Annotated in this window: 16 protein-coding genes; 11 read left to right on the top strand and 5 right to left on the bottom strand. The window is 47.6% G+C overall.

Annotation, left to right across the window (positions count from 1 at the left end):
• The coding region (locus AC5JLB_RS30685) for an ATP-grasp domain-containing protein (protein ID WP_495877610.1) at positions 1–668 on the bottom strand (668 nt) is incomplete at its 3' end.
• Positions 669–901: 233 nt separating this feature from the next.
• Between AC5JLB_RS30685 and AC5JLB_RS30680 the strand changes: the two genes are divergently transcribed.
• The 7 genes from AC5JLB_RS30680 to carB all read left to right on the top strand — a co-directional run bounded on the left by AC5JLB_RS30680 (position 902) and on the right by carB (position 8,419).
• Complete coding sequence (locus tag AC5JLB_RS30680) at positions 902–1,126, top strand: addiction module protein (RefSeq protein WP_495877609.1); 225 nt, start codon at positions 902–904, stop codon at positions 1,124–1,126.
• Positions 1,123–1,419 carry a type II toxin-antitoxin system RelE/ParE family toxin gene (locus AC5JLB_RS30675; protein WP_495877608.1) on the top strand — a complete coding sequence of 99 codons (297 nt, stop codon included), beginning with the start codon at positions 1,123–1,125 and terminating at the stop codon, positions 1,417–1,419. Before AC5JLB_RS30680 ends, AC5JLB_RS30675 begins: the two co-directional genes overlap by 4 nt.
• A gap of 139 nt (positions 1,420–1,558) precedes the next feature.
• Entirely contained in the window at positions 1,559–1,879 is a 321-nt protein-coding gene (locus tag AC5JLB_RS30670) for a hypothetical protein (RefSeq protein WP_495877607.1), read from the top strand.
• 268 nt (positions 1,880–2,147) lie between these two features.
• On the top strand, positions 2,148–2,762 hold the full coding sequence (locus AC5JLB_RS30665; protein WP_495877606.1) for a hypothetical protein: 615 nt from the start codon (positions 2,148–2,150) through the stop codon (positions 2,760–2,762).
• A complete protein-coding gene (locus AC5JLB_RS30660; protein ID WP_495877605.1) occupies positions 2,763–3,281 on the top strand; it encodes a DUF1643 domain-containing protein in 519 nt (172 codons plus the stop codon).
• Between the two features lie 417 nt (positions 3,282–3,698).
• Positions 3,699–4,976, top strand: a complete 1,278-nt coding sequence (locus AC5JLB_RS30655) for a hybrid sensor histidine kinase/response regulator (RefSeq protein WP_495877604.1) — start codon at positions 3,699–3,701, stop codon at positions 4,974–4,976.
• A gap of 209 nt (positions 4,977–5,185) precedes the next feature.
• Positions 5,186–8,419 (top strand): carbamoyl-phosphate synthase large subunit, encoded by a 3,234-nt coding sequence (gene carB / locus AC5JLB_RS30650; RefSeq protein WP_495877603.1) that lies wholly within the window; start codon positions 5,186–5,188, stop codon positions 8,417–8,419.
• A 240-nt stretch (positions 8,420–8,659) separates the two neighbouring features.
• Here the strand turns inward: carB and AC5JLB_RS30645 are convergent, their stop codons facing one another.
• Together AC5JLB_RS30645 and AC5JLB_RS30640 are read right to left on the bottom strand one after the other, a co-directional pair.
• Positions 8,660–9,304, bottom strand: a complete 645-nt coding sequence (locus AC5JLB_RS30645) for a Uma2 family endonuclease (RefSeq protein ID WP_495877602.1) — start codon at positions 9,302–9,304, stop codon at positions 8,660–8,662.
• A 28-nt stretch (positions 9,305–9,332) separates the two neighbouring features.
• Positions 9,333–9,908 carry an Alr1449 family protein gene (locus AC5JLB_RS30640; RefSeq protein ID WP_495877601.1) on the bottom strand — a complete coding sequence of 192 codons (576 nt, stop codon included), beginning with the start codon at positions 9,906–9,908 and terminating at the stop codon, positions 9,333–9,335.
• A 374-nt stretch (positions 9,909–10,282) separates the two neighbouring features.
• Here AC5JLB_RS30640 and AC5JLB_RS30635 point away from each other — a divergent pair, with 374 nt between their 5' ends.
• Entirely contained in the window at positions 10,283–11,872 is a 1,590-nt protein-coding gene (locus AC5JLB_RS30635; RefSeq protein ID WP_495877600.1) for a serine/threonine protein kinase, read from the top strand.
• A 35-nt stretch (positions 11,873–11,907) separates the two neighbouring features.
• Here the strand turns inward: AC5JLB_RS30635 and AC5JLB_RS30630 are convergent, their stop codons facing one another.
• Positions 11,908–12,927 (bottom strand): glycosyltransferase family 9 protein, encoded by a 1,020-nt coding sequence (locus AC5JLB_RS30630; RefSeq protein ID WP_495877599.1) that lies wholly within the window; start codon positions 12,925–12,927, stop codon positions 11,908–11,910.
• Positions 12,928–13,170: 243 nt separating this feature from the next.
• On the opposite strand from AC5JLB_RS30630, the gene AC5JLB_RS30625 reads away from it, so the two are divergent.
• The 3 genes from AC5JLB_RS30625 (at position 13,171) to AC5JLB_RS30615 (ending at position 18,183) form a co-directional block, all read left to right on the top strand.
• Positions 13,171–16,950 carry a DUF2339 domain-containing protein gene (locus AC5JLB_RS30625; RefSeq protein ID WP_495877598.1) on the top strand — a complete coding sequence of 1,260 codons (3,780 nt, stop codon included), beginning with the start codon at positions 13,171–13,173 and terminating at the stop codon, positions 16,948–16,950.
• Positions 16,951–17,086: 136 nt separating this feature from the next.
• The gene (locus AC5JLB_RS30620) at positions 17,087–17,431 is read left to right on the top strand and encodes a hypothetical protein (protein ID WP_495877597.1); all 345 of its coding nucleotides are present in this window, start codon (positions 17,087–17,089) and stop codon (positions 17,429–17,431) included.
• Positions 17,432–17,622: 191 nt separating this feature from the next.
• Entirely contained in the window at positions 17,623–18,183 is a 561-nt protein-coding gene (locus tag AC5JLB_RS30615) for a pentapeptide repeat-containing protein (RefSeq protein ID WP_495877596.1), read from the top strand.
• A 38-nt stretch (positions 18,184–18,221) separates the two neighbouring features.
• On the opposite strand, the gene AC5JLB_RS30610 is transcribed toward AC5JLB_RS30615, so the two are convergent.
• Positions 18,222–18,554, bottom strand: a complete 333-nt coding sequence (locus AC5JLB_RS30610; protein WP_495877595.1) for a DUF565 domain-containing protein — start codon at positions 18,552–18,554, stop codon at positions 18,222–18,224.
• Positions 18,555–18,659: the final 105 nt, after the last annotated feature.

Below are 18,659 nucleotides of genomic sequence, written 5' to 3'. Positions count from 1 at the left end.
TTTATTTCACTGCCTTGCTGATTGAACTTCGCTGAAATGTCAACACAACCTAGATAGCCACCTTTGATTCTCTCATCAATTCTTTCTTCTCCAATCAGGTAAAGTGAACCAGTGATGATTTCATCTCTGTAAACAAAAAATCTCCACTCTTTAGTGATTAATTGCTTTCCACTAACGAGTACTAAAGTTGTTTCATCTGTTCTCAGCTCACTTCCCAAACTCTGCATTGTGTTCAGAGTCTGAAGATTAAATACTCCAGCACGGAAAGACTTCATATTGCTATTAGGTCTTATAAAAAGCTCGCTGTCAGACTGAAAGTACTCAAGGATTTCTTTTCTCCTTCTAATCAACTCACCCAATGGGAGAATGAAATACCTATTGTTGAGCAAATACTGACCAAAATAAGTATAGTAGGTCGTACAACGAAGATTCTTTTCATCCATATAGGCTCCAGGAATCCAAGAAGTTCGTAAAATGTCTCGACCAAGATTTAGAGTTCCTCTAAACAACACACATTCATGATCTGGAAAGTATCTGTCTGCTTCTCTAGGTCGAAAGTCAAGATATCTAACTTCTTTGTAGAAATAGTTCTGCCTTCTTAGTTCTGCTAAAAGTTGCTCATCACCATCAAAGATATGTCTTTCAATTAACCAATTTACTTCTTTCATAGCTGTTCGTATTTACTATTACTAGGCACCTCGATAAATTGATTTTGCCAAAGTCGGAGTCGCATTAAGGTCTCACCCAGAGACAGCCATTGTTTTGCGCCTGATATGGCTTCGATATTTTAGCTTCACGTTCTCAGCTTGAGACAGCCTTTTCAGGATTTTTCGAGGTGCCCTTTAAGATGTACTAGATTTAAGATGTACTAACTCACGCCTCTGGCGCTTTAGGTTGCTGCATGGACATCACAACCACCTTAAATCAGATCATTGCATTAAGTATTCAAGATCGCATTCGCCTCGTACAAGCTATCTTAGACAGTATTGCAGCAGAACAAGACTATCTCGACCTTACAAACTCTCAGAAGCAGGAACTAGATCGTCGAATTGATGATTATGAAGCTAACCCTGACAACGTGCTGACTTGGGAAGAAGTTAAAGCCTCGGTTAAAGCACAAAGATGAATTATGTACTGGTATTCCGCCCAGAAGTTCGTAAAGAACTTGATGAAGCGTATAGCTGGTATGAAAGTCAGGAATTAAGGCTAGGCGACGATTTCTTAGAGCAGGTTGACGAGGCTTTAGATCGAATCTGTCAGATGCCAGAGTCTTACCCTGCTGTCTATCGTGATGTTCGGCGAGCCGTGATACAACGCTTTCCCTATATCATTCACTACCGTATCGTATCTAGTCGAGTGATAGTAACCGCAGTATTTCATGGGCGTAGAAATCCGAAAGCGTGGCAGGCGCGAACCTAACACCTTGGTTGAAGCGAACTACCAGAGGTGATCAGTGTTGTGGCAAAGTTGGTCAGCAGCCGCTCAACCGAGACGTTAGCTTGCAAGATATTCAGTTGTAATTGTGAGCTCGCATGAAGATTAAAATGAGGTCTCTTTGATGGTGCCTGTAGTCGGTACGCTGCTTTCAATTGTTCTAGGTCTTGCCAAAATTGCTACCTTAATTTGGGTCTTTTACCAAACTAGAAGACTGGCTGCAATCGCGTACTTAACTTATCTTCTGATCCATCAGCTTTTCTATACAGATTTAACGCAGAGAGCAGTGAATAGCATTCAAAGCAATGGAGCGATGCTATGGCTTGGTGCAACTTCTGGCGAGCGGGTTTCTAATTTTTTGTTTTTAGAAAGGTTTATTTCTACTGGTGTTGAGACGCTCCTTTTCATTTGGCTATTACTCTCACTTACAAGAAGGACTAGCTAAATCCTTTGCTAGAGCGATCGCTTCAGCTTTCCCAACATCAAGTTTATTGTTGAGTGCTTCGACGACTGTGCGATCGCCATGAAACTGTTGCTTGACTCAAGATTCACCACTCAATAGAGCAAAACTAAAGGTTCAGTAAACCCTCGCCCATCGGGAATACACCAAAAAAATCATTAAAAAGAGCGTGAGAAATACAGTCTCCTTTTCGATCTACCGCTAAGATGCGAATAAGAGCATCCGTGTTTCTTGTTCCCCTGCCTCCCCCTTGATGATGTCGCGAACCTACAGCACTCAAGATCTGCTCAGGATTCTGGCGCAAGAGCGGCAAGCCTGTATCAGTGGACAACGGTTGAATCTAGCGGCGATTCCATCCGGCGTGAATCCGCTGATCGATCGCTTTGTCAATGCCGATGGAATTCAGCGATTCACCGCCTACAACGATTTTCGGCAAACCATTCATCGCTATCAGAAAGAACATCAGATTTCTGGTTTGGTCTGGGAGGAGATCCGAGTCAACAGTCAATCATTGCGCTATCCCAAAGTTGATGATCAACTCGTGAGCTTACCAGACGATTTGAAGGTGCTGCGATCGCACAAAGCCACCGTTATCCATTTCTGGAACGACATCACCGCAACAATGGACTTACATCTAGGTCTCAACAGCGGCAAAATTTATCGCCCCATCTCCAAATCTGACTTCGATCGAATCCTCAAGCGCTCTGAATGGGCAAGCCTGACGCCACAAGGAAAAGCCGAAAACTTAGAAATCATTTTGCAACTCGGTTGGGGCAAGCCAGAAGAAGCTGTGTATCGACGCGGCTTTCCAGACTCTGGAAGCGAATACATCCACGCTGTTCAACCTGGGAAAACACCGATCGGATAAATGATTGGAGGTGCTATTTTTGATGCGACTCAAGCCTATCGCTATCGCTTATGGCGCCAGTGGAGCGATGCGCCGTCTATTGGATTTGTAATGTTAAATCCGAATCGTGCTGATGCAACAATCAACGATCCAACCATTCGTCGCTGCATTGGCTTTGCCAAAGCTTGGGGATTTGGGCAGTTAGAAGTCGTGAATTCATTTGCGTACCGAGCGAAAACGCCGAGTATGCTCAAACACATCAACGATCCGATTGGCGCAGAAAACGATCTATATTTATCGACGTTAAATCAACGTGTTGAAAAAGTCGTGTTGGCGTGGGGAAATTGGGGCAAATTGAACGGGCGAGATCGCGAACTTCTCTCTCTTCTTACACCCCAATCTGATCTCTACGTATTGGGGCTAACAAAACTAGGACAACCCAAACATCCACTGTACTTAAGGAAAGATTCTAGCTTAAGCCTATTTTCAACATCTTTAGACATTCAAGCGTCACCACTAAGTCGCCGTGGATACCCTTAAACATCGTAATTCATGTATCCAGAGTGATAGGATCTGTATCACATTCACTACTCCGAGGGAAGATAACTTTAACCCCCCCAATCAGGCATGATCGAGCGTGACTTTCTAAATATAAACACGGTTAAACCCTTAAACGCGGTCGAACTAGAAATATCAAAGACATTTAGAAACATTCAGAGTGCAACACATTCGTCATCTCGTTTAGCGGCTCAGAGGACTTCCGCCTTGCGATCTTTTAGATCTTGCAGAGCCAATCGCAACGACCTGTTATCTCTGCTTTGCCTAATACAAGCATTGACTCATGACTTTGCAGAAGTTGATGTCTAACCGAGATCGATCTGTCGCTTCTTTAAAGGCTAGTCTTGGTTTCTAGGAATACCGATTTTAATGCACCGCAACTCAGCAGGAAACTCCGCGATGGTAGGAGAGAGAATTGTCATTGTTGAAGATGAGAGCGTTGTTGCTCTTAGCATTCGGTTGCGCTTAGAATCGGCTCAGTTCTGCGTGGCAGGAGTAGCAGACTCGGGTAAATCTGCGATCGCCCTGATCTCTGAGACTCTACCTGATCTAGTACTGATGGATATTCGGCTTAAAGGAAGTCAGACGGGCATTCAAGTTGCTGAGACCATTCAAGAACGCTGGAATATTCCAGTGATTTACTTGACAGGCTATGCCGATGACGCGACGCTGCAACAGTTGAAACAGACCTCTCCTTATGGCTATCTGCTGAAGCCGTTTGAACCGACAGAACTCTACACGGCGATCAGCATTGCCCTCGATCATCATCACGCTCAAACCTCGCTTCAGGCGCTTAACACTGTTCTCGAACGCCGCGTTCAAGAGCGGACACAAGAATTGGAATTGACCAACCAACGCTTGCAAACTGAGATCATAGAACGACAACGGGCAGAAACTGACGCCCTGCAAGCCCTGAAGAAAGAGCGGGAATTGAATGATTTGAAGTCACGCTTTATCACAACCGCATCGCATGAGTTTCGGACACCGCTTTCGATTGTACTGACTTCTGCCGAATTGCTAGAGCGGTTGGGAACAGACTGCACAGAAGAACGGCGATCGCGCTACTTCTCAAAGATTCGAGAGGCGGTGCGATCAATGACGACGATTCTCACGGATCTGCTGACCTTGGGTAAAGCCAGCGCTGGCACGTTAGAGTTGCACACGACCTCGTTTGATTTAGAAAAGTTTTGTCATAGTCTCTTATCTGATTTTCAAGTCGATTCTTCAAAGCCGGTTGGAGCCGCTTATCAACGGCAGCGATCGCTCGTGTTGGACTATGACCGCTATTCTACAGACGCTGATCAAGCGAGTCGCACCCAAGTTGAACTCGATCCAGAGCTACTAGGTTTGATTCTTATGAATCTGCTTAATAATGCGATTAAATACTCTCCAGATGGAAATGAGGTTCGATTAGCCGTCGATTTTATCTTGACTGAAGATAACTCAGCATGGGTGTTGTTTCGCGTGCAGGATCACGGCATTGGGATTCCTCCCGAAGACATGCCGCGCTTGTTTGAGTCATTTCACCGCGCCAAAAATGTTGACACTATTCCGGGTACAGGATTGGGACTCGCGATCGTGCATCAGTGCGTCAAATTGCATGGGGGAGAGATTCAAGTTGAGAGTGAATTAGGGCAAGGAACAACAGTGACGGTGACACTGCCATTACAGGGATGAGGGATGAGATCGGGTACGGTGCAAACAGAGAACAAAGCGCGATCGCATCAATCCACGAAGAATCAAAGCAATGGTTCTAACATTTCTCATTTCTCATCCCTCATCCCTTCTTCCTGATCAATCTCACAAAATAGATAAAGCGGTAACAAATCTGAATAGGAAACCTTCTACAATGAACTGGATTTCACCCATGAGATGGTAGACCTATCATGCCTCGTCGCAACGACCTCCACAAGATTTTGTTGATTGGCTCTGGACCGATTGTGATTGGTCAAGCCTGCGAATTCGACTATTCTGGAACCCAAGCCTGTAAAGCGCTGCGGGATGAAGGTTATGAGGTAGTGCTGGTGAACTCTAATCCAGCGACCATCATGACCGACCCCGAAACCGCCGATCGCACCTATATCGAGCCGCTTACGCCTGAGATTCTTGAAATAATTATTTCAAAAGAGCGACCTGATGCCATTCTGCCGACGATGGGCGGACAAACAGCGCTCAACTTGGCTGTTGCCCTGGCCAAAAATGGCACGCTAGATAAATACAACGTCGAACTCATTGGCGCAAAGCTACCCGCGATCGAGATGGCGGAAGATCGCAAACTATTTAAAGAAGCGATGGAGCGAATTGGGGTTGGAGTCTGCCCATCGGGTCTAGCTGAAACAATGGCGGAAGCCAAAGAAATTGGGCAAGAAATTGGGTCGTATCCATTGATTATTCGTCCTGCCTTTACGATGGGCGGCAGTGGCGGCGGAATTGCTTACAATCAGCAGGAATTTGAAGAGATCTGCCAATCGGGTTTAGATGCGAGTCCCGTTTCTCAAATTCTGATTGAGCAATCTCTGCTGGGTTGGAAGGAATATGAACTCGAAGTGATGCGCGACTTGGCAGATAACGTCGTGATCATCTGCTCGATTGAGAACCTTGATCCAATGGGCATTCACACGGGAGATTCAATCACCGTTGCCCCGGCCCAAACCTTGACCGATAAAGAATATCAACGCCTGCGAGATGCGTCGATTAAGATCATTCGCGAGATCGGCGTCGAGACAGGCGGATCGAATATTCAGTTTGCCGTCAATCCCGTCACGGGAGATGTGATTGTGATCGAAATGAATCCTCGTGTGTCGAGGAGTTCGGCGTTAGCTTCGAAGGCAACCGGATTTCCGATCGCAAAGATGGCGGCAAAACTCGCGGTTGGCTATTCACTAGATGAAATTCCAAACGACATCACTAAGAAAACGCCTGCCAGTTTTGAGCCGACGATCGATTATGTCGTCACCAAAATTCCTCGCTTTGCATTCGAGAAGTTTCCGGGATCAAAGCCTTATCTGACAACACAGATGAAATCGGTTGGGGAAGCGATGGCGATCGGACGCACCTTTCAAGAATCGTTTCAGAAAGCCTTGCGATCGCTTGAAACGGGACGCGCTGGATGGGGATGCGATCGCGATGAAAAATTGCCGAGTCTAGAGCAAATTCGGGCAGGACTGAGAACTCCCAATCCCGATCGCATCTTTACCGTCTATCACGCCATGAAAATGGGCATGAGCGTCGAGGAGATCTTTGAACTGACCAACATTGATCTATGGTTTCTCGACAAACTCGCCGACTTACTGCAAACGGAGAAATTCTTGAAGCAGACCGCGCTAGAGAAGATCAGCAAAGAGGAGATGTATGCGATCAAGCGAAAAGGATTTAGCGATCGCCAACTTGCCTACGCGACCAAAACAACTGAAGATGCCGTCCGCTCGTACCGCAAATCCCTCGGCGTGATTCCTGTCTACAAAACGGTTGATACCTGTGCGGCAGAATTTGAAGCCTTCACGCCTTACTACTATTCGGCTTACGAAGAAGAAAGCGAGGTGCTGCCCTCCGACAAGCCAAAAGTGATGATTTTGGGCGGCGGACCAAACCGCATTGGTCAAGGCATCGAATTTGATTACTGCTGCTGTCATGCCGCGTTTGCCTTGCGCGAAGACGGTTACGAAACGATCATGGTGAATTCTAATCCAGAGACGGTTTCGACGGATTATGACACGAGCGATCGCTTATATTTTGAGCCACTCACAAGAGAAGATGTCCTCAACATCATCGAAGCCGAGAATCCGAAAGGCATTATTATTCAATTTGGCGGACAAACGCCGCTCAAACTAGCTGTTCCGTTGGATAAGTACTTAACGGAAACAGACACCGAAACGCAGATTTGGGGAACCTCTCCCGACTCAATCGACACCGCAGAAGATCGCGAACGCTTTGAGCGAATTTTGCGAGAACTCGACATCAGACAACCGCCGAACGGCATGGCGCGGAGCTATTCGGAAGCCAAAAAAGTCGCGAGAGACATTGGCTATCCGGTCGTGGTTCGTCCGAGCTACGTTTTAGGCGGACGAGCGATGGAGATCGTCTACTCAGACGCTGACCTCGAACGCTATATGCGGTATGCCGTTCTCGTTGAACCCGATCATCCAATTTTGGTCGATCGATTTTTAGAAAATGCGATCGAAGTAGATGTCGATGCGATCGCAGATGCAGCCGGAAACGTGGTGATCGGCGGTATCATGGAACACATCGAACAAGCAGGCATTCACTCCGGCGATTCTGCTTGCTCGATTCCTACCATGACCTTAAAGCCCGAAGCTCTCGATCGCATTCGTACCTGGACCACTCAACTGGCAAAAGCGCTTAAAGTCGTTGGTTTGATGAATATTCAATTTGCTGTACAAGGCGATCAGGTGTACATCATCGAAGCCAATCCTCGCGCCTCTCGAACGGTTCCGTTTGTCTCGAAAGCGATCGGCGTTCCCCTCGCAAAAATGGCGGCTCGAATTATGTCTGGCAAAACCTTGGAGCAATTAAACTTCACTCAAGAGGTGGTTCCGCATCATGTTTCTGTGAAAGAAGCGGTGCTGCCCTTTGACAAATTTCCGGGAACCGACACGATTTTGGGGCCCGAAATGCGATCGACGGGTGAAGTAATGGGCATTGATGTTGATTTTGGCAGATCCTATTCAAAAGCTGAACTTGCCGCCAGTCAACGGTTGCCGCTCAAAGGTACGGTCTTTGTGTCAATGAACGATCGCGAGAAAACGGCGGTTGTGCCTGTGATCAAAGACTTAATCGAGCTTGGCTTTAGTGTGATTGCGACTGAAGGCACTCGCAAAACTCTAATGGAACACGGTTTAGATGTGAAGCTCGTTCTGAAACTACACGAGGGCAGACCCCACGTGTTGGATTCGATTAAAAACGAACAAATTCAGCTGATCATCAACACGCCTTCTGGTCAAGAAGCGCACGAAGACGATCGCTTGATTCGTCGAACGGCGTTAATGTACAAAATTCCGATGATCACTACGATCGCGGGAGCCAAAGCAACGGCGGCAGCGATTCAGTCGTTGCAATCCCAACCTCTGACTGTGCGATCGCTGCAAGAATATCTAAGCTAGTGGTCTGTCGGTTTGCCGCAGACGTCCCTTGCTGGACAAAGCACTAGAGAACAGAAGGCTGCTTCGCTCTCCGAAGCAGCCTTACCGAAATTGAGATGCAATATGATTGACGATCGCGTTGGCTTTTTAGAAAATTGGCAAGATGCCGTTGTAGTTTGGAGTTTTGTAGCGTTCACTCTTTTTGTAACGTGGCGAATCGTTGTTAGTAAACCCAAAAATTAACTTGCTTCAGGGATGGGTTTACGACTGAGCGAGTTTCTGTCTAACCCAAGCTCGGAAATTAGATTCTGCTGCAATTTCGTCTTGCTGACAGGCTTCTAGGAAGTGATAGAGGTCTGTTTTCTCGACAATTGGAAACGTTGGTGTGCGATCGCGCTCCACATATTTTTTTCCTTGAAGCTGATAAATTTGCCATTCGCGACCATTAAATCGCCAGAATTCAGGAATTCCCAGGTTGGCATAAAGTTCATTCTTATCGATGTCTGTGTTGGTAATATCGACTTCAACAATTAAATCTGGGGCTGGATCAGTCGCTAAATCAACCGTTCTACCTGCAACAACTTGCTGATTTTGAATGTAGAACCCTTTGTCAGGTTCTGCTCCCCTCTTAAGATCTTCCCTGTCTAGCGTTGTCGATCCCATTGACTTGAGTTTTAAGCCCATCTCCGTCACGAGGACTCGGACAAACAAGGCAATCATTTCTGAAGCAAATTCGTGTTCTTCAAGAGGCATCGTAATTTCTAGAGTTCCGCGATCGTAGGTCAGGCGAGCGTGGGTGCGATGCTCTAACAGCGATCGCAGTTGCTGATAGGCTTGCCAGTCTAAATTCCGAACCGTAACCCGTTTTTCGCCGATGGGCGGCGCGACTCGATCAGTAATGAGCATATAGACACCATAAGTTGAGACGGTAGGATTAATCGGGAAAAGCAAATCCGGTCATGGGATCGCGAATGTAAAGACCAAGAACCAGCGATCGCAGCACTTCATCCCAAACGGGAGTCAGTTTTTCAGCGTCGTCTACCCAATAGTCAAACGTGATTAAGCACTGAACGTTTGAGCCTAATCCGATGCAGATTCGAGAATAGGCCTCTCGCTGCTCTTGGTCGTCCAGAAACTTGATCTCAGCCCAGACCAGTCGAGCCGTTTGCCGTTTTTCAGTGAAGATTTCGCCTGTCGAAATCACATCCCGCTGTTCGTCAGCCAGAACTTGCTTCAGCATGTGCTTGAGGGGAAACATACTCCAATCGGCTTGCGGCAACCGATTGAACGAGACTTCCAGGCGACAGTTATCGTCAGGCGGCTCAACGTCTAAGAATCGAAAGGATTTCGTGTCGGGTTCAAAGAACCAATTTTGAGGCACATCAAAGCGAACGGCTCCGCGATCGGCAACAAAGATTTTATAACCGGGCTTTGATTGCCAGCGATGATCGTCTTTGAGGTCAAGGGTTTCTTTGATCCATTCTGGTTTGCCTTTTTTGTGCTTTGCCATGATGTCTGACCGATAAGCTTATGTTTATGGTAAAGCATCAGAATTTTCTAGAAGACGCCGCGGTTTGCCATTTTGCTGAATTGTTTTGGATGTGAATACAGAGACGGTCTAAGAATTTTGTGTCGCGGATAATGCTGTCGTGACGGGGTTGCCACCCAAAATTGGGATAATGGTTTTTGCAACACCAACGGGTTACGGATGATTTGTGCAATGGAATTACGGGTATGAAACTTAGCAACGATCGCGTCTGGTGAGCCTAATTCGTTAAACTCTTAGAATCAAGGTTGCGCAATTTAAATTTAGTTTCACCAGAAAAAGCATCTACAGAAAAAGCATCTACCAAGGCAAGAGCAAGCATTCATTCTGTGATACCAATGGACACGTGGACTGGCAAAACCCTTCAAGATGGAAAATATATCTTGGGTGAAGAGTTAGGGCGAGGAGGCTTTGGTGTCACCTATCTAGCAACCCACTCCTACCTGAACCAAACCTTTGTCATCAAGACTCTAAACGAAGCTTTGCGAAACACCTCCACGTTTCCAGACTCACAGCAAAAGTTTCAGGATGAAGCACGGCGGTTGGCGTTGTGTACCCATCCCAACATCGTCCGAATTAGTGACTTTTTCATCGAACATGAGCAAGCCTACATTGTCATGGATTACATACCAGGGCAAACGCTGGATCAGGTGGTGTTACCAAACAATCCTTTACCAGAAGCGATCGCAATTCATTACATTCGCCAGATTGGATCAGCGTTGCAGGTAGTTCACCATCATGGATTGCTTCATCGCGACATCAAGCCACAAAACATTATTTTGCGCCAAGGGACTCAAACGGTTGTACTCATCGATTTCGGCATCGCCAGAGAGTTTGCTGCCGATATTGTCCAAACTCATACCAGCATGATTTCATCGGGCTATGCACCCGTTGAACAATATCTGCCTCAAGCCAAGCGCACACCCGCTACTGATATTTACGCTCTGTCAGCAACCCTCTATGCGCTGCTGACAGCACACACTCCAATGGCTTCCATTTTGCGCTGCCAGATTGAAGCCCGCAACCAGCAAATCACAGCCTCCGTTACCAATGCAACCGAGGTACTTTCAAGGGAGAACCAGCCGATGCTGTCTCCAAGGCAGTTGCGTCCAGAATTGAGTGAAGCGGTAGATCAAGCAGTGATGCAAGGCATGGCGTTAGAGGCGCACGATCGTCCTGCCGATGTGAACGAGTGGCTAGACCTCTTGCCTGGTGCTCAAGATGAAACCATCCTCTGGGCGCCGATCGCAGGAATGGCAACAACGCAACCCATCACTGCGCCTGCTGCTTCAGAGAGAATGGGAGGCAATTCGACTTCTGAGGGTTGGTTGAGCAGACGCAACACTCGACGGCTAGGCGCGATCGCAGGTGTAACGGGTGCAACTCTAGGTGCGATCGCCATCGGCTCAGCATCACTTAAAGAACCACAGCCTAAAGAATCACAGCCGCCCACCCCGATAGAATCCACTCGTGTCGCTTCTCCTTCACCTAATCCATCCGTCTCTTCTTCACCATTGCCCAAACCAATAACGGCTGCATCTCCAACCCCTGTGGAGCTGATTACGCCTACTCCAGCCTCTTCTGTCCCTCCCTCTTCTGTCCCAGCTTCTCCTGTCCCAGCTTCTCCTGTTCCTCCATCGCCTGTCTCTCCATCATCTGCACCCGTTCGCACGCCGTCTGCCATTCCTTCTCCATCACTTGCACCGGCTCCGTCTGCCATTCAAACGGTTCCTGTGCCCTTACCCAGCCAACCAACGGAGATTCCATCACAAGCCGTTCCTCAGGCAGAACCACAAGTGGTGCGAGAAAAGCCGCCTAAGGAGGGCAGAGGTAATGGAAAAAACAGAGGACAGGACAAGGAAGATAAAGGTGGAAAAGGACAGGACAAGGAAAACAAAGGTAATGGAAAAGGCAAAGGCAAGAAATAGAGTTGTGTTGAAAAACGTGTAGTGACAGATTGATCTCAATTGCGTTTTGCTTTCACAATTTTGTCAATAATTTTATGAACAGTTGACACTACTGATTCCACTGAGATTTCATTGACGCAAGTATCCCACTCAAACGGGCACTCACCGCCATACCAACACTGCTGCACAGTGAAATTCTCAATACGTCGTTCTGAACAGTTTGAATAGCCTTGTAAGTTGATGTGAGGAACGGGCTGTCCATAGCGTTGATGCCAAGACGGGCCAAATAGCGTAATTGTTGGAACATTGACAGCAGCAGCAATTCGGGCGGGGCCTGTATCGGGGGCGATCATGATATCCGTTTGAGAAAGCATAGCAGCCAGCGATCGCAGGCTGCCCGGTTGCCAAAGTCGAGATCGCTCACCAATGCTCTCCACAATGCGGGTAGCTTGTTCTGCGTCCGACCCAACCAGAACGACAATTGACGCCTCATATTTCTCCTGCAACACTTGCCCCAACCGGACGAAATTCTGCTCTGACCAACGCTTGATCTGCATTCCGGCATCAGGACAGAGAACAACGATCGGGCGGTTTGGTTTGTCTAACTTTAGGTTGTCTAATTTTGCTTGAGCAAGTTGAATTTCTTCTAGCGTTGGATGTAGCGTTGGCGATTTGATTGATTCTGGTGTGATGAGTTTTTCAGCGAGGAGGATTTCTAGAAAGCGATCACTCACAAACTGATCTGGAGGTGGAGAGCGCCATAAATTTGTAACAACTTGTCTAGCATTGCTAGTTTGAATGATTTTATCAATGCGATCGTAGTTGGTGTCAGAAACAATTAAATCGAATGGTTGAGCATTCAATAGCTGCTGGACTGTGTGATCCGCCTTACCCTTTTCGGCATAAATGATTCGATCAATGAGTGGATCGGTTTCGAGCAGTTGTCCTCCTGGCGCAAAGGTAAGAACGGTGACACTTGCTTGAGGGTGAGCGTGCGCTAACGCCTGGATGGCAGGCAACGCAATTAGCACGTCACCAATGCCGCCTAACAGTTCAACAAACAGAATATGCTGCATAGCTCTCATCAATCTTTTCATCTTTCTATTACCGGAATTTGGCGTGTTCTGTCATTCTTCTAAAGAAGGAGTGAACAACCTCCCACCATTCTGAAAGTCCGAAACGCGATCGCAGCGCTAAGAAATGTGACAGTTGTTGTGACAATCCAAGAAATGGGTGATTTCAGCATTGTTTAGATCACAAGCGCGAGTAAAGTAAAACCTATCTTTACTGGTCGGTAGAATAACTACCTGGAGGCTGGGATGAATTCACCAGACCGCTTCACCCTAAAACTTGATGCTGATCATCCTAATTTGCTGCGCGGGCTTGACGTGTTGCTGGAGCTTGGCTTGCTGAGTCAGCAGCAAATCGAGCAGTTAAGCCGTCAGCATCTAACCTGCGTACTGCCTGAAGCTGTAGAGTCTCCTACCCCTCGTCCGATCGCAGAGCTGGGGCGTTCCTCGTCTCCTGATTTTGTGACTGCCACTCCTGATTTTGTGACTGCCACCAGGGCCGAGCGCCCCGAACGAGTAGCGCCTTCAGAGAATGTGATTACTCGAATTCTGCGATCGCTGCAACAGGAACTCAGTGTTGTTTGGTTACTGGTGTTGGGTGTGTTTTTGGTGGTGGTTTCTTCGGCAGTGCTGGCAGCAAGTCAGTGGCAGGCTGTTTCACCAACCGGACAGTATCTCGTGCTGTTAGGCTACACGCTCAGCTTTTGGGGTGCTTCGTTTTGGGCGAATCGCCAGCCCAATTTAAGGCTGACGGCAACAACATTACAAACGCTAACATTACTGCTGATTCCAGTTAATTTTTGGGCGATCGATCGATTTCTTTTACAGTTTCCTCAGGTTCAATCCATCGGCATAGCTACCGTTGCCGCAATCATTTTAAGTGCGATCGCAGTCTTGTTGTTAAAAGCGTCCTCAAATTTTAATTCTCGATTCGTCTTAAGTTATTTAGGCTTGAGTTATCTTCAGTTAGGCTGGTCGGTTCCGGTGATTCCGCCGATCGCTATTTATCTAGGATCGCTGCTTCTGATCATCGCTCCGATTCTGGCGTTGTCTCGATTTGCGCTTTTAGGAAGTGCGATCGCATTACTATTTTTACGAGCCGTTTTTGTGACCAATGTTGATATTGCGCAGTTGGGGCTTGCGATCGCGCTTTGCGGTGGCGGAGTGTCTAAACTTGCCCACCGTCGAACCGGATCAACGGGATGGAGATTAAGCGGTGCGTTGCTATTTCTAGGCTGGCTTGTGTCTGTCGGCTCGGTTCCGTGGCAAGCCTTAGCCGCAAGTTGCATCGCAATTTTCGTGGGCTACCAAGCGTTGCAACGATTTTGGCGACGGTTTGATGTGGCCTTATTATTAGCAATTGGGTTACAAATGCTTTGGCTGGTTTGGAGACTCATTCCTGCCTCGCTTCAAACCCAAATCGTTGATGCTACCACCCGCATTACAGATACCGAATCAACCCAAATTGCGCTATTGGGAATTGCTTTATTTCCATACTTGATCGTCATTCTGGCGTTTTCACTATGGTTGCAACGACGACGGCAACCACAGTTAGCGAACTTTTCAGAAGGTATTGCGCTAGGCTTTGGCGTGTTGCTGTTTGCGATCAGCGCGATCGCGCCTGCGACTCGAACGCTCAATCTCTTTGCATCTACCGCTACATTAGCCTGGTTGCTACGCCAACGCCGCTCACGGCAGCAAGATATTGTATCTCTAGTTTATGCAACTCATTTAGGCGGATTAGCAACAATAATTTCAGCCATTCAATACCGCTTTCCGGCGCTCAACAGTTCAACGTGGGCGTTTCTGTTTTTGAGTATTGCGATCGCGCAATGGATGATCAGCGCGATTGGGTCGCGATCAATTTGGCAGCGTAGCGCGTGGCATATTGGGTTAGGATTTGCAGGTTTATCCTATGTTCTGTGGGTTGACTCCCTTGGCTCCGCGCCACCGATCGCTAGTAGTTGGCTTGCAGTTCCACTCGCATTAACGCTGATTGCAGCCAGGCGACCCGAGCAACAGCAAATCGCGGCTCAACTGAGCGCGATCGCGCTTGGCATGGCGCAACTACTGACGCTCAACCGCCCCGAAACTGGATTACTAGGATTGGTGTGTGCCACCGTACTGATGGTCGGCAACACTCGCTTACTGCCGCACCCGCTATTTGCAAATCTCACGATTGGATACGGGTTGACAGCTTTGGGCTGGGGGTTGTGGCATCAGTTGCCTGGAATGCGTCAGATTGATGTGTGGCTGCTAGTGGGCGCAATGGTACTTTTGCTGCTATGGCTGGGCACACGTTGGGGGCAGACACGATTATCTCAAGGTGAAACGGCACAGCCGTCTCGCTTAATTGCGCTTTTTGTTCATGCGGCGAACCGTTGGGCTGCAGGGCTAAGTGCGATCGTCTTATTCGGTTCTGGTTTCCAAGTGTTGATAGAATACGCCGATGTGCAGTCTCCAACATTGACAGGGCTGGCTGCGATCGCGCTAACAACAGGTGTTTTAGCAGCATGGGCTTGGAGAACGGCTTCCATGAGTGCGGTGATCGGGTTAGGACTTGGAATCGAACTGTTGGTTGCTCACAGTTTGGCGTGGGGAGAACCTTCCATCATTTGGCTTAGCGTCGCAAATGTAGGATTGGGGTTAGCCACGCAGTTTGCAGATGAAATTCGACACCGACGGACTCCTTCAGACTCGATATTTGGAGGATGGTATGGCTTGCCATTGGCCTATGGAATCAGTGCGATCGCGCTTCGCCTGGGGACCTTTGAAGCTTGGACAGGTTGTATTTCTCTTGGTGTTGCGTTGATCTTCATCGGTGTCGGACGGCAGCGATCCGCGTTCAGATCGCTCACATTTTTAGGACTGTTTGGACTGTCAATCGGACTGAGCGAATTAGTGCTATACCCTCTTCGCAACGAGTCGCTTAGCAATCAGTTAATGGCGATCGCGGCATTAGGCACTGTGTTAACGCTAGTCTATCGCTATCTATTAATCGAAAAACTAAATTATCTACATCTCAGTGCAGTAGAAATTAAATCTGTTGCTCATGGACATTGGGCAATCAGTAGCGTTGTTCTAAGCGTTGCAGCAAGTTTAACTCTACTGATTTCTGCTCCCGGAACATTAGCCTTGGTCGGATTTATCACTGGAGTTGGCTTGTCGCTGTATGCCATTTTTCAGTCGCGTCGCCATCCAAACCTACGAAGCGCAGAAGTTTGGCTTTACGCAGGGCTTCTAGAAGCGGCGGCTTTGGTTTGGTATCTCAGTACAAAACCATGGTTTAGCGGAGTTTTTGCCCAACTGCGTCCATATGCAGCAGCGATCGCCGCGACCGCTGCCTTCGTAATATTTGTCCTGCCGTGGGAACGGCTAGGCTGGATGCGTCGACCTTGGCAACGGGTATCGATCGTTGTTCCACTGTTAGCTTTAGCTGGAACCGCTGCGATCGTTCATGGGTTAAGTCTGATTATTTTGGCTGTTTTCTACAGCTTGATCGCTTCTATTCGTCGAGAAATTCGCTGGACTTATCTCAGCATTGCTTTGCTGAACTGGGTTGTATTCAAGCAGCTTGATCAACTCAATTTAAACATTTTATTTTGGCAAGTGTTGCCAGTCGGGTCGTCAATTCTATACTTTGCAGCCGTTGAGCCATCGCTTAAGCTGGCTCAAGCCCAATCCTCAAAGCACTACGTTAGGCTGTGCGGAACGAGCTTAATTTGCATTACTGCATTGCTCACTCAAAATAACTACGGCATTCTACCAGGCCTAGTTAGTTTGATTGTAATTTTTGCCGGGTTAGGATTAAAAATCCGAGCATTTTTATATGTGGGAACAATCGTTTTTTGCCTTAATGTCTTGTATCAACTCGTTGTTTTAGCAACTACTTATTCACTCCTCAAGTGGGTGATTGGCTTGTGCATTGGCATTGTCTTGATATGGATTGCCGCAAACTTTGAAACTCGTCGTGGGCAAGTAACGACGCTGATGCAAACCTGGCTAGAGCAACTGCAAGCGTGGGAGTAAGCCAATGGGGTGAGCAGATTAACGGCTTCCTTCTGTAAAAAGGGAGATTTTTGTAGTTCTCGCTACAGAATATAATATGATTATAGAGGCGAAATAGTTTCTCTCTCAGCAATACCGCTTGCAAAACCAGACTGTCATGGCAAACACATCTTATTCCTACACGTTCGATCAGCATCTAAATAACATTTTGACTTCCCTAGCGCATCGCCTGGAAGCGGCCAAAGCTGCGAATAATGTTCAACTGATTAAGCTACTGGAACGAGAGAAGGCAGAAGTGACGGCTCCCATCGCTACGCAGAGAGCGACTGTGACTTGGCAAGCGCTGATCCAATCTTTTTTCAATCGTTCTGCTCAGCCTATCCATCGATTTGAGAATGGCAGTGATCGCTGGTGGTATACCATTGATCCTCGCACTGGGCGAGAAGTTTGTGCAGACTCTGAAGCGGAACTGAGGCTATGGATTCAACAGCATAGCAAGTAGACTTGCCCGCTAGTTAGATTTACACAATAACTTGCAGCCCTGATTAGATCAGGGCTATTTTTATGATTTGATGAGGCTTGTGTGTCTGTAGATGGGCACTTAAAGTCACAGTTTGACTTATTCTAAAAGCTAGAAATCGTCCGCCATACCGCTAGAATCACGGGTCACACGTTGTTAACAATGAATTAATTATGAATGCGGAAGATATGAATGCGGAAGAACTAGTCCGTCGGTACGAAGCAGGTGAGCGTGAGTTCAGTGCAATTAGCCTAAACGAGTCTCAGTTAGAGGGGGTGGATTTAAGCGGAGCCGTTTTGAGCGCTGCCTCGCTAAACAGAGCAAATTTGAAACGTGCTAACCTCAGCGGGGCCGATCTCAGTGGCGCTGATCTGGCTGAAGCAGACTTGAGTGGAGCCGACCTCAGCGGCGCAGATTTAAGTAATGCTGTGCTGGATGGAGCTGTGCTAGAGGGAGCAATTTTAGAGCGAGCCAATTTAAGTCAAGCCGATCTTAAAGTGACTAATTTGTCTCAGGCAGCGCTGTCACAAGCTGAACTGGTTCAGGCCGATCTAAGCGGCGCGAATTTAGAAGCCGCTGATTTGAGCGGATCAGATCTGACGGTAGCTGACTTGCATCAAGCCAACCTAAGTGAAGCCGAATTAATTCGAGCCACGATGAGCGGTGCAAATTTGCAAGACACGAATCTAGACGGAACTATCTTAGAAGGCGGTGATGGTCAGCTTGCCACTTAAAGTGTGTTACCGAAGGACGGACGGACAGATAGCCGCCCCTAGCTTCCTAGTTTGAACGCTTCTAAAAACAAACTGTAAGTTACACCAATTTTTAGAACGTTTAAGAATTCGGCAGCCAGCGATCGCCCAAATCGCCCACGGCTGCCATAGAAGATGCGACTGATGACTTCGGTCGCTGCCACGATCAGCAGCGCTGCCACTACATCTAACTCTGAGCGCTGTCCAGCGGTCGTAGACATCACATTGCCGACAAAAAAACCGAGGAGCAGACCAATCACTAACAGCGAGATGCGCCGCCACGGATTGCGAAACAGTTGATCAGCTTGTCTCGTCGTCGTTTGTACCAACGTATTAAGGCGAGTGTTCTGCATGGCGGTTAGAGGCAACTTACAACTACTGTACTCAAAAATCTACTCAAAAAATCTTCCCACAATCGCCTTAAAGCTTGTTATCACTAAAGTACAACGATTGATCAA

The sequence above is a fragment of the Myxacorys chilensis genome (assembly GCF_059505265.1).
This window is presented reverse-complemented; position numbering and strand designations above follow the sequence as displayed.

Excerpts from the sequence above, each read along its gene's own strand:
- AC5JLB_RS30680 (WP_495877609.1), top strand. The coding sequence starts at position 902 with ATGGACATCACAACCACCTTAAATCAGATCATTGCATTAAGTATTCAA.
- AC5JLB_RS30675 (WP_495877608.1), top strand. The coding sequence starts at position 1,123 with ATGAATTATGTACTGGTATTCCGCCCAGAAGTTCGTAAAGAACTTGAT.
- AC5JLB_RS30670 (WP_495877607.1), top strand. The coding sequence starts at position 1,559 with ATGGTGCCTGTAGTCGGTACGCTGCTTTCAATTGTTCTAGGTCTTGCC.
- AC5JLB_RS30665 (WP_495877606.1), top strand. The coding sequence starts at position 2,148 with ATGATGTCGCGAACCTACAGCACTCAAGATCTGCTCAGGATTCTGGCG.
- AC5JLB_RS30660 (WP_495877605.1), top strand. The coding sequence starts at position 2,763 with ATGATTGGAGGTGCTATTTTTGATGCGACTCAAGCCTATCGCTATCGC.
- AC5JLB_RS30655 (WP_495877604.1), top strand. The coding sequence starts at position 3,699 with ATGGTAGGAGAGAGAATTGTCATTGTTGAAGATGAGAGCGTTGTTGCT.
- carB (WP_495877603.1), top strand. The coding sequence starts at position 5,186 with ATGCCTCGTCGCAACGACCTCCACAAGATTTTGTTGATTGGCTCTGGA.
- AC5JLB_RS30645 (WP_495877602.1), bottom strand. The coding sequence starts at position 9,304 with ATGCTCATTACTGATCGAGTCGCGCCGCCCATCGGCGAAAAACGGGTT.
- AC5JLB_RS30640 (WP_495877601.1), bottom strand. The coding sequence starts at position 9,908 with ATGGCAAAGCACAAAAAAGGCAAACCAGAATGGATCAAAGAAACCCTT.
- AC5JLB_RS30635 (WP_495877600.1), top strand. The coding sequence starts at position 10,283 with ATGGACACGTGGACTGGCAAAACCCTTCAAGATGGAAAATATATCTTG.
- AC5JLB_RS30630 (WP_495877599.1), bottom strand. The coding sequence starts at position 12,927 with ATGCAGCATATTCTGTTTGTTGAACTGTTAGGCGGCATTGGTGACGTG.
- AC5JLB_RS30625 (WP_495877598.1), top strand. The coding sequence starts at position 13,171 with ATGAATTCACCAGACCGCTTCACCCTAAAACTTGATGCTGATCATCCT.
- AC5JLB_RS30620 (WP_495877597.1), top strand. The coding sequence starts at position 17,087 with ATGGCAAACACATCTTATTCCTACACGTTCGATCAGCATCTAAATAAC.
- AC5JLB_RS30615 (WP_495877596.1), top strand. The coding sequence starts at position 17,623 with ATGAATGCGGAAGATATGAATGCGGAAGAACTAGTCCGTCGGTACGAA.
- AC5JLB_RS30610 (WP_495877595.1), bottom strand. The coding sequence starts at position 18,554 with ATGCAGAACACTCGCCTTAATACGTTGGTACAAACGACGACGAGACAA.